The 11797-nt window shown below is 38.4% G+C and carries 12 protein-coding genes; 2 read left to right on the forward strand and 10 right to left on the reverse strand.

Annotation, left to right across the window (positions count from 1 at the left end; translation table 11 throughout):
* Position 1: 1 nt before the first annotated feature.
* The 8 genes from CLOL250_RS02430 to CLOL250_RS13220 form a co-directional block, all read right to left on the reverse strand.
* Positions 2 to 769, reverse strand: a complete 768-nt coding sequence (locus tag CLOL250_RS02430) for a type II secretion system F family protein (RefSeq protein WP_161117057.1) — start codon at positions 767 to 769, stop codon at positions 2 to 4.
* The gene (locus tag CLOL250_RS14075) at positions 729 to 917 is read right to left on the reverse strand and encodes a hypothetical protein (protein WP_161117056.1); all 189 of its coding nucleotides are present in this window, start codon (positions 915 to 917) and stop codon (positions 729 to 731) included. The genes CLOL250_RS02430 and CLOL250_RS14075 overlap by 41 nt, the downstream gene beginning before the upstream one ends.
* Positions 904 to 2241 carry a CpaF family protein gene (locus CLOL250_RS02435; RefSeq protein ID WP_008400418.1) on the reverse strand — a complete coding sequence of 446 codons (1338 nt, stop codon included), beginning with the start codon at positions 2239 to 2241 and terminating at the stop codon, positions 904 to 906. Before CLOL250_RS02435 ends, CLOL250_RS14075 begins: the two co-directional genes overlap by 14 nt.
* Positions 2219 to 3205, reverse strand: coding sequence for a hypothetical protein (locus tag CLOL250_RS02440; RefSeq protein ID WP_044944644.1), 987 nt, complete (start codon positions 3203 to 3205; stop codon positions 2219 to 2221). The genes CLOL250_RS02435 and CLOL250_RS02440 overlap by 23 nt, the downstream gene beginning before the upstream one ends.
* Before the next feature lie 13 nt (positions 3206 to 3218).
* On the reverse strand, positions 3219 to 3653 hold the full coding sequence (locus CLOL250_RS02445; RefSeq protein ID WP_008400422.1) for an A24 family peptidase: 435 nt from the start codon (positions 3651 to 3653) through the stop codon (positions 3219 to 3221).
* A 374-nt stretch (positions 3654 to 4027) separates the two neighbouring features.
* Positions 4028 to 4762: an immunoglobulin-like domain-containing protein gene (locus CLOL250_RS02450; RefSeq protein WP_274922225.1), complete on the reverse strand. Its 735-nt coding sequence runs from the start codon at positions 4760 to 4762 to the stop codon at positions 4028 to 4030.
* A gap of 223 nt (positions 4763 to 4985) precedes the next feature.
* Positions 4986 to 5576, reverse strand: a complete 591-nt coding sequence (locus CLOL250_RS02455; protein WP_133302415.1) for a hypothetical protein — start codon at positions 5574 to 5576, stop codon at positions 4986 to 4988.
* A gap of 106 nt (positions 5577 to 5682) precedes the next feature.
* On the reverse strand, positions 5683 to 7746 hold the full coding sequence (locus tag CLOL250_RS13220; protein WP_008400429.1) for a C39 family peptidase: 2064 nt from the start codon (positions 7744 to 7746) through the stop codon (positions 5683 to 5685).
* Positions 7747 to 8255: 509 nt separating this feature from the next.
* Between CLOL250_RS13220 and CLOL250_RS02465 the strand changes: the two genes are divergently transcribed.
* Entirely contained in the window at positions 8256 to 8609 is a 354-nt protein-coding gene (locus CLOL250_RS02465; RefSeq protein WP_008400431.1) for a PadR family transcriptional regulator, read from the forward strand.
* Positions 8602 to 9075: a DUF6120 family protein gene (locus CLOL250_RS02470; protein WP_008400433.1), complete on the forward strand. Its 474-nt coding sequence runs from the start codon at positions 8602 to 8604 to the stop codon at positions 9073 to 9075. Before CLOL250_RS02465 ends, CLOL250_RS02470 begins: the two co-directional genes overlap by 8 nt.
* 65 nt (positions 9076 to 9140) lie before the next feature.
* On the opposite strand, the gene CLOL250_RS13225 is transcribed toward CLOL250_RS02470, so the two are convergent.
* Together CLOL250_RS13225 and CLOL250_RS02480 are read right to left on the reverse strand one after the other, a co-directional pair.
* Positions 9141 to 9920, reverse strand: a complete 780-nt coding sequence (locus CLOL250_RS13225) for a hypothetical protein (RefSeq protein WP_008400434.1) — start codon at positions 9918 to 9920, stop codon at positions 9141 to 9143.
* A 20-nt stretch (positions 9921 to 9940) separates the two neighbouring features.
* Positions 9941 to 11692: an ATP-binding protein gene (locus CLOL250_RS02480; RefSeq protein WP_008400436.1), complete on the reverse strand. Its 1752-nt coding sequence runs from the start codon at positions 11690 to 11692 to the stop codon at positions 9941 to 9943.
* Positions 11693 to 11797: the final 105 nt, after the last annotated feature.

Below are 11797 nucleotides of genomic sequence, written 5' to 3' on the forward strand. Positions count from 1 at the left end.
GTCACACTCCTATCCTGATCATTTTTCTACTCCACGCAGCAGAAAGGATACTTACAGCCAAACAGATTGTCATAATCAGTCTGCCTGCTATATTCTCATACAAAATATGTATATAGCTTCCATTTGCGATCCGCAGATATGCTAGAATGAAAAATGGAACGATCAACATAATCTTCTGTTCATATTTTTTCGCTGCGATCATCGTCTGTATCTCAAGCTCCACTTCCATCTTCCGGCTGATATCTGCCGCCGTTGCTTTCATAATGTGAACCATGTTGCCACCGGTTCGTTTTGCCACACCGACAACCTGCGCAAATTCCGATATCTCACGAACTCCGGAACGCTCCCCCATATCCTGAAGCAGATATTCTATATCTTCATGCATTCGAAGCCCACGTATCACCCATTTCAATTCCTTCACGATAAGACCAGAATCTCCATATAACTTGCGCATTTCTTCATATGCCGCCGTAAATGCATTTTCAAATGCATATCCTGCTCCCATACTTGCCGCAAGCGACTGCACCATATCCTTAAACTCGACATATAATTGCCTTTGTCGTTTCTCTATGCATCTGCTTCGAAAGACTCGAAGTGCCGCCACACCTCCCGGCGCTGCAATCAGTATAGGAAGCGGAGAATTGTAATATAGAAAACTAATGATCCCGACAAGCCCCAGATATAGGATCAGACACACCGCCACCTCAGGCAGAGACAGTCTGTATATTCTATAATCTGTTTTTCTTCTTGTATCCTCCTGTCTGTTCATCCCTTTCTTCCTTTCTGTCAAATCTTCCGCCAGTAACCTTACCGGAGATTCTTCCGAAAATGCCGCCGGTAACCCTACCGGAGATCCTTCTGAAAATACTGCCGGAAACCTTATCGGAGATCCTTCCGAAAATCTCACACCCCGGCACCTTCTGACCTTACCTCCGCACATAATACGCTCTTGTAAGCTATCCCGGCACGTAGGAACTTCTCCTGATGCAGCAGTTCCGCCCGCGCCCGAAGTCTGCCTGTAACCTTCTGCAGCTGAAAACCATCTGTCACATTTTGTTCCGACAGTGTTCCTGCTGCCGCATAAACCATATCTGTAACCTCCTGTTCTTCTCCCGCCACCATCTCCTCAAACTCATATATCGTATGAAGTTCTACCAGTCCTTCACGCATCCCGGTCACCTCGGCAATCTCCAGCACCTTTCTGGAACCATCCCTCAGTCTTCCAAGATGAATAATGACATCTACAGCAGATGCGATCTGTCTGCGAACAGCTTCCAGCGGAAGCTCCATTCCCATTAATACCATAGATTCCAGACGAGTGATCATATCTCCGGAAGAATTCGCATGTCCGGTAGAGAGGCTCCCATCATGTCCGGTATTCATAGCCGCAAGCATATCAATGGCAGCCGCATCCCTAACCTCTCCTACGATCACACGATCCGGCCGCATTCGAAGACTGGACTTAATAAGCTCCCGGATAGTAACCGCATTCGTTCCCTCTACATTTGAGTTCCGACTTTCCAGCCGAACGAGATTTACTACATTCTTCAACTGTAGTTCCGCAGAATCTTCGATCGTAATAACCCGTTCCTGCTGTGGGATATAATCAGATAATGCATTTAGAAACGTAGTCTTGCCTGCTCCGGTTCCTCCTGATACAAAGATATTGTACCGAGCTTTCACCAGCCGTTTAAGGAACTCTGCCGCATCCTCTGATAATGCCCCAACCTCAATCAGGCGTTCCATCGTCATTTTCTCTTTCGGAAATTTACGAATCGTCATCGTCGGTCCATTTAATGAAATCGGCGGCAATACCACATTCACACGGGAACCATCCGCCAGTCTGGCATCCACGATAGGAACCGCCTCATTTACAATACGATTACAGCCTGCGACGATCTGCTGAATGATCGAAGCCAAACGTTCCTCATTCTCAAATGTCTGATCAACCTTATAAACCCTGCCGGATCTCTCAATAAAGATATTGTCATAGCCATTGATCATGATCTCCGTCACGCTCTCATCCTCAAGGAATTCCGACAATACATCCATCCGCCTTACAGTATTAAACAGCTCCTTTCTAAGTTTTATCCGTGCAGGCAATGGCAGCTCTGTCGTTCCCTTATATTCCATAATGCACTGATCGACCAGCCGTCTGACTTCCATATCATCAATTTCCTGTGACATATCGAGCTCCGCAAGGATGCGTTGCTTCATCTCATTCTTTATTTCCTGTTCCATAACATCTTCTGCTACCCTCCCTGCCATTTTCTTCCATGAGGTTTCCCGCACAACGAATCATCTCCGCACTGTCATATTCAGCATTTGGAACTTCTACGCACTTCATGCGGCTGACGATCTTTCCAAGCTCCTGCCGTTTCAGACAATTCCGGAATACTTTCACTTTCTCCTTCGCATATGCTTCATCAAACACCGGCACGATCACATGGTCAAACGCTTCCAGAACCGAACTGTCACCAAGTACGCCTCCATCAATATCACATACGATCGTGGTGTATCTGCCCCATGCATAGAGCCGATCTAAGAACCAACACATATCTGCCGCATCCAGATTCCGAATATCCAGATAGGATCGGGGAGAATCAATAACCCCCATCTTCCCATCCGCAATGACGCTCCGTTCCACATAGTCAAGTATCTGATCCGACCTCGTCTTGATCAGATAAGCAAGCTCCGACATCGTATACCGCTCCTGAACTTCTCCGATAACTGCAGGAAGCCCATAAGCCTCAAATCCGATGTACAGACCACCTCTTACCTCGTCCAGATAACAGATGCACTTCGATAATCTTGTCTTCCCACAACGCCCAAGCGGTGAAATAACAGCATATGAACAAAACAATTCACTGGACAGGCTCTTACATCCGGCTCGAAAAAAACGTAGGATATCCTGAACGATCTTGTCTGCATCTTCATACTTACAAATAACATTCTCTGCACTATGCTCCGACATTCCTATCACACACAGCTCTGTGTATGTATCCCAGAACGCCGCATCAGCCATCCAGTCTTCCGCAACCAGTACCAGATCCAGATGATTGCCTGTAAGATATTCCGACAGACTCTCTCTCGTTGAAAATGCAAATGCCAGAAAAGAATTTCCGATATCAGCATTAATATAGTTCATCAGACTAACTGCATATCTGATATCCGGATCACAGATGCCAAGCTTTCTCTGTCTCATACAGCAACCTCCTTTATCCATATACTACATACACCAGACACGCCAGCCAGATAGCCAGAGAAAAATGAATCCTGTGTCTCTCTGCCCTGCCATCCAAACCACGCCGTTTCTTTTTGCGGATGAGCAGATTTATCACATAAAACAATGACAAAATTCCACCTGCAATAAATGCATACAGCAAGATCTTCCAGATCATAAATCCACAAAATGCTCCGACAGCCGAGAATAATTTGATATCTCCCGCACCAAGCCATCCTGCCAGAAACATCACATACAGAATACCGATTGGAATCCATATCCCTGCAAGTACACGAATACTTCCGATACGAACTCCATTCTGCCAAACGGTGATAAAAATACCTGTCTCAAGTCCTAACAGGATCAGCCAATTCGGAATCTTCCATGTTCTGATGTCATATAATGCTGCGATACCCGCAACCAGAATCATACCTGTGTTCTCAATCTCTGCCGATATCTCTCCCTCCTTTCATCTGACCTATATATTTCTCCTGTGAACAGCTACTCATCTTCGTGTCCGTCAAGAGCGTATCCATACGTTAGCATTCTGAAAAAGCGAAGTAAATACGCAGAAAATAAACTATATTTCACCATTCTGAACTTGACACAGATTCCCGCACATGACACAAATCAGCACATCTTTCCATCGGTAATCTGTTCTCGATAAAAACCATTACATTACCTTGATAATTCACCTTTACCCATTTTCTGACATCAAAAAAAGACCTGCCGAAACAGATCTTTTTCTGATACACATATGTAATTTTCAGCACTTGTGCTATTTTGAATCATAGACGCATTGTGCTATTTGATTTTGAATGTAATATACTTTTTGCCGTATCCAACGTATAAACGATATGTCCCTTTTTTCAGCTTTGAAAGATCATAATGATCTCCCAGATTGAATGTAACATATTTGCGGCTATGTGCCGGCAGGTCATACCAATTTGTCCATGTAATATTCTTTTCTGCTACTGTCTTCCATTTGCCATTTTCATACTTTTTGAGTTTCCTGTTATTGTTGTATCTGCGCTCTTTGTTGGTTCCGTTATACAGCATATAACAAACCATCATATAGTCCGAATCAAGCTCAACAAGCTCTGCTTTCACAGATTTTCCCTTGTATGCCGAAAGTGCTTTCACAACCTGAATCTTTATCTTATATACAACCGTTCCTGACTCACTTCTATATTTTGTCTGTACAACTACAGTTCCTGTCTTTTTACCGGTTCTGATCGCCATGCCATTCTTCGTCTTTACAACTTTGGCAATCTGCTTATTCGATACCGTCCATTCTGCATTTTTCAGCTTATCGGGTATCTCATATACAGCATATATCGAATAAAAATGCCATGTGGTATTCGTAGCTATCCACCGTTTCCATGAATGTGTCGTGATGCCTCCCTTTGCATTACTTCCACATAACTCTGCTTCCGATGCCTGAACGGAAGCCTGTGAAACAGTTCCATCCTTAAGCTCTGCGGCTTTACTGCTGATACCTGTTGTTACCACCATAGCAAAAATCAATATGCTGCTCATTAAACATTTAAACGCTTTTTTCATGTTTTCTCCCTTTCATATAATTCGCCTTTACATGTCCCTCTGTGATCAATATGAAATTGATACCTTATTTTAGCATATATCTTTCTGCATCTGGTATATATCAAATCTTAAATTTTGCTTTTAAAGCCTCAGATATGCTGCACGCTACCGAATCTTTTGCAGTTTGCCGTTCTCCATATAACGCAAGATAACTCTATAATTATTTCTGGATTTCAATCTTTACAGTATTATCTTTAAATGAAAGTACTATTTTTTGTGTATAATAGTCCAATATAATTTTATTATCTATAAATTTTGCATTAGTAAATGCACTATAGTATGGTTTTATTTCTTCGTACCCACATTTAAGTTCCATTTGCGTACTAAATATTTCTTCTTCGGCAATTGCTTCTCTTGGAAATGAAATCTTATAAATATTTGAATCATTTTCTATTTCGATTGTATTAGCCGAAAATAAATATTTATATCTGTCCATCCATAAAAACTTAGAATGTTCATAATATTTAATGGTATATATCACATTATCTTCTATAAATACATACTGATCTAATGTATCATCATAATACGCATTATTATAATGTGATTTTAACTCTTTTTGAAGAATATCAAAAGATACGTCACTACTGAATTGGGCATATGTGTATTCATATTGCAACAAATGGTTTTTTATATTTATAGTAAATTCTTTATTGTTTTTATTTGTAATTGTAATATATTTCGAATTATTGTAAAAAACCGTATTATAAAGTACTACTCCCGCTCCACACAAAATTAATATTGCTATCAACATAATTAAACCCACAGATTTCTTTTTTATTAAAAACATAACCATAGTGATAATCAATATTATTATAAACACTATAATTAATAAATGAAAACTCCACATAATTTTTCCCTTACTTTTTCATTGTTACGGTATTAAAAGAACCGAATCCTGATGTTACTAAGTCATAAGCAAATGCTGAATAATCAATAAATCTTTTGTATGTTGTCCAACCATCATAAACCTGTATCATATTATAGGTTTTATTTGAACTGATTTTAGATTTTTTTGAACTTCTTTTATATATTGCATAACCACATACCGTTACTGTGTGATTACCATAATACCCTCTAGCTATATTCATAATTACTGGTCTATTATTATCAATTTCTTTCTTTACCTGATTTTTAAAATTCCATACATATATTCCTTTACAATTACTTTTACTATATCCATAATCTTTAAGTACATCATTAACGACATTATTTATTTTTGTTGCTGAAATTCCATCACGAGATGTATATCCATATTTTTTTGCAATTTTTTTAACCTTACTATATATAGTTTTATAATCATTACTTATTTTGGTATATCCATTTTTGTTATAATAATATAACACTCTAGTTATTGCTGCTAAAGAGCAATTAGAACCATTATCAAGACTACTTTGTGAAAAAGTTGCCATTGTTAAAGATTTTGAAGATGTTTTAGTTATAGTTCCGCCATATCTATCTTTCAAATATTTGGCACAGTTATCGATACCACCATATCCCGAACCAGATTGTCCATCATATCTTTTTTGCAATAACATATCATCATAGTTATAATTATCAACATATATAAGATTATTTAACTGATAAACACATTCTGTCTCTAAGTCAGCAAGCAAATTCAAAGTAAGATTGTAATACTGTTCTTTCCTTTCTCTTAAAAATTCAGAAAATTCATCTTTATCTATACACACACCATCTAATGTATAATAATCTATATTTTTATAATATAATTCACCAGATGATAAATAATATAAATCACCATATTTTTCTGGTAAAATTTCTCCCTCAACAACATCTTTGATTAAAGCTTCCTTTGAATGTGTTGCAACTGTAATATAGCCTTTATTTCCTTCTATAACATAGTTAAAGCCCTTATATGTGTTTATATTATTCGCATCTAAAAGATTTATAGATTTTCCCAATACAACTTGACCCTTATCAACTCCATATTGCATAGAAAGTACTTTTTTAGCAATTTCTTCATAGCTAAAACCAGTTAGGGATGTAATGCTATCACCATATATTTCATCCAAATCTGTAATATATTTCTTCACCTGCATTCCATCATATTCTATATCTACATTTGCATACTCGCTTATATCATCACTTAATTGAATAAACTTATCAACATCAATATCACCGCATTCTGTGTTATCATATAAATCACTACGTGATTTCAAAAAATAAATATAATCTTCATATGGAATAACAAAATTCTCTGAATTAACCCCCACAAAATTTGCTATTTTTTTATTATAATTAGCGTTTATACTTGAACATTCAAATGTTATACTATTTGCAATAATAACAATATTATTAAGATTAAGATTTTGAGCCTTAATCTCAACATTACCAAACGGAGCATAAATTAATCCATTTAAATTTACATTTAAACTATCAATAACAATATCTCCATATTTTGAATAAATTATAGAATCATTTGAATTTTTCACTTCACCCTGCAGTGAAATATCCCTATAAGCTTTAATTGGCGCATTAATGTTTACATTTCCACTAAGAGTAATATCTCCCTTTACCTCCACAGGTGTGTTAATATCTATATTTTGATCTTTAACCATATAATCATCGGTATATTTCTCAATTTTACAATTAGTAAAATATTGCGATTCAATTTTATCAAAAATATAAATTACATTCTCATTAACATTTTCTTTTTTACTTCCATTAATATTCATATTGCCACTAGAAACAATTGTGCCATTCGTGGCTATATTGCCATTTATGCAAAAATTATCTGCATTAATTGTAATAGCACCGTTCTCATCAGATTCCGCAAATATAGTATATGGATAGTCTATTGTATTCTTATCAGTTGTCGTTTCTGCCTTTACTATACCAGTAACATTAAACAAAAGAATTACTACAAGTAATATTGTTATTAAACCTTTTAAATTATATTTCATTTTACACTGTATGATAATTTTAAATTAATTATCATATACCCCTTTCTTTAGTATTGTAATTCATTACTATTCGTTTTTACCTCTTTTATCTGAAACATTTTTTTGAATATTTTTCTATGTCTAACGAATATTACTATACCCATTACCAAAAAATTTGCTTTTCGTTATCCTCCCTCCTTCATTTAAATACTATTGACAAGTCTTCACAATGATTCTTAAAATTGTACACTTCTTTTGACTTACCAATCTGTAACCAGATAGATAATATAATTGCATGCTCATAAATCCCTGTATCATTACACGCACTATATTAACTCTGCATTATCCCTTTGTCAACAATATTTTAGCTTTTCTAAATAAAGTATTTCTATATATAAGTTTAACTTTTATATCATATAATACTTTACTTATAAAAATCCTATGTTATAATATATTAGGAATCTATAAGTCTATATTCGGAACACATAACCTTAAGAATTAATAGATTCAAATATAAGCGAGGTGTTGCTATGGACAACAACAAAAGTAATTTCAGGAGGGGATCTGTTGAACTTATGGTTCTGTATCTGTTAAGTCTGAGAGACTATTATGGATATGAATTAACTCAGATTTTAAAAGAACAGACAAATGGTGTCATGGATATACCTGTAGGATCACTGTATCCGGCACTATACAAATTAATTGATGCAGGCTTGATCTCTGATTATAAGATGCCTGCCGGGAAACGTCTAATGCGTGTATACTATCATCTGGAAGCTTCGGGTAAAAAGCGTTTAGAGCTTCTGTTAAAAGATTACCGGGAAACACACGAGGCGATCAATAATATTTTAAACTATACAGGAGATGAGGAAATCCATGAATAAGCAGGAACAACATGCAGTTAAGCGTTATTTACATGATATAAAACGAACACTTCCTGTGTATCGTAAAATGGAGCGACAATTTCTTTCAGATATCCGTTCTACGATAGAGGAATATGCCGAGACAGGTGCTGTTATCACTTTAACTACATTAAAACAAGAATTTGGAGAGCCCAAAGATCAAGTGATCACTTATCTTACATCAAAGGATGGAGAGACCCTGCAAAAAGATCTTTCAACCTCTGCTTATATCAGATCTACATTGGTTCTCTTAATGATCGCGATCTTAACTCTCCTCTTTGCAGGGCTTTGTTATGAATATAATATATACCGCATGGCGAATGAATCTCAGCTTGCTTATACCGAAACAGTAATTGGGGAGCTTCCGGATTGTGAATGGGAAGATGGAAATCCTCCCGGAGATGCAGTATTACCAACGGAAGACTCAACAACAGAAACAACAAATTAACGAACACAGCCCCCATATAACTAACCTGGCTATATGGGGACTGTATTTTTATGTCTGTTTTTTATTTAAACATTTTCTTCGTTCTGTGGAACTGCTTCCGGCTGGGATGTAGGTGCAGCTGCCGGTGCAGATTCCTGTACAGGCTCTGCCTGTGGTGCAGGTGCGACATTCTGCTGCGGTGGCATCTCATTCGTCTGTGGTGCCATACCCTGTGGTGGCATTCCATTCATCTGTGGCGCCATACCCTGTGGCGGCATTCCGTTCATCTGTGGTGCCATGCCCTGTGGTGGCATTCCGTTCATCTGCGGATTATACATACCCTGTGGTGGCATTCCGTTCATCTGCGGTGCCATGCCCTGTGGTGGCATTCCATTCATCTGCTGATTATACATGCCCTGTGGTGGCATTCCATTCATATGCGGATTATACATACCCTGTGGTGGCATTCCGTTCATCTGTGGATTGTACATACCCTGTGGCGGCATTCCGTTCATCTGCTGATTATACATACCCTGTGGTGGCGTCTGCTGATACTGGTTGCCACTGTTCATAATACGGTGTTCCTGTTCCTCTACTTCTCTGTACTCTTTCTCCAGAGCTGCGATATTCTCCAGGCCCTTTGCAGCGCTGTCGAACAGATGCTTGATCTCCTCCGGTGCTTCTTCCTTATTCAGATTGTAATAATATCTTCCGATCTCTGTATAGATTCTGTCAAGATTTGAATTCTCAGATGAGATCTTACCTTTTATCTTCGTCTTCTGTGCAGCACATTTTGTACTGTCAACTGCCTGATTGGCTAATGACTTTGTCTTTTCAAATGCATTCTGAAAAAAATTACCTGCCATTTTCAAATGACCCCCTTACGTTAATCATCAATATATTTATTTAATGTCTCAACAACATCATTCAGATTGTATGGCTTAGCTATGTAATCGTCCAGTTTATTCTCAAGGATTCGTTCCTTATCGCCGAACATCGCTCTCGCCGTTACTGCGATAATTGGAAGTCTCTTTCTCTTTTCCTTCTGCTCGATCTCACGGATCTCCTGCGTAGCTGCGATACCATCCATAACAGGCATCTGTACATCGAATAAAGCGGCATCGTAGATCTTCTGCTTGAAGAGTTCAACTGCTTTCTGACCATTCTCTGCAATATCATAAGAGAAGCCTGCCATACCAAGCAGCTTACCGATTACCTGCTGATTAACCGGTTCATCCTCTGCTACAAGGATTCTTGCTTTGCTGTGTGCATTGATTGAGAATACTGCCGGTTCTTCTTCCTTTTCAACCTCTTCTAATGCATCATCAGATGCCTTTACAACCTTCATAGGTACTTCTACGATGAAAGTAGAACCAATATCTTCTTTACTCTGAACCTGAATGTTACCACCCATCAGTTCAACGATCTGCTTTGTGATTACAAGTCCAAGTCCTGATCCGCCGTATCTTCTTGTATCAGAAGAATCAACCTGACTGAAACGGATGAACAGCTTGCTCATGTTTGCTTCTGAAATACCGATTCCGGTATCTGCAACCGCCATACGGATCTTAACTTTATTTTCCCCTTCCATATCCATGGATGCGATCTTAACACGGACACTTCCTTCAGAGGTGAACTTGATCGCGTTTGATAACAGACAGTTTAATACCTGCTGAATTCTCTGTCCATCGCCCTTTACCAGCTTTGGAATATTGTTTCCAAATGAACAGTCGAGCTGTAACCCCTTATTATTTGCAAGTGGTACCTGTGCAGCAACCGTCTCCTCGATCGCCTGCTTGATATCAAATGTTTCTTCTTTGATCTTATATTTTCCTGCTTCCAGTTTACTGATATCAAGAATATCATTGATCAGTCGGAGCAATGTATCCGCACAGTTCTTTGCGGTTACAAGATTATCTCTGTAATCTGCCTGAAGATCATCTGCCATCAATGTAAGCTGGAGCATACCCAGAATACCATTGATAGGTGTACGGATCTCATGGCTCATATTTGCAAGGAACTCAGCCTGTGTCTTATAGGCTGCATTCGCATCAACAATTGCCTTGGACAATTTGTTCTCTGTATCTTTCTGATCTGTGATATCGATAACGACCATGTTAATGTAATCTGCTTCTGACTTATACATTACGGTATTGAATACCTTCTGAAGGGATTCCATCGTGATCTCGACATCCATCAGATCTCCTTCTTTTGTTCCGGAGTTATTATATGCCGTGAACCATGCATTGATATCCTGAAGAACTTCAATCTTGCTCTCCTTCAGGTTCTTGCCGGTGTAATCACTGACATCAAGTTTGAAGTACTCGCCAAAGATCTCGTTTGCATCTACGATCTGATAACTGGTTCCGTTTACAGGATCTTCTATGATCTTTGCCTGCGCAAATCCGATTGGCAGGTTCATAAATAATTTCTTATATTTATCTCCCTTTCCACCATTGCCTCCGGCACTGTCACCGCAGACGATAAACAAGCCTCCAAATGTTACAATCGCAGCAAGTATTCCAACGATCAGAGCACCCGCTCCTACCCCTGCAACACCTAAGATACCAGCCAGAAGACCAAGTACCGCACCGGCTGCTGCGACCGGTTTCCAACCCAACTCCTTAATTTTCTCCATTGATGCACCTCTATTTCTACTTTTTTGAATCTAATACTTTGACTCCACATGTTATTATATTATAAATGAATGTTAAGGTCAACGAGATGATAAAAAAACCTATAG

The organism is Clostridium sp. L2-50 (assembly GCF_000154245.1).
Lineage (GTDB): Bacteria > Bacillota > Clostridia > Lachnospirales > Lachnospiraceae > Coprococcus.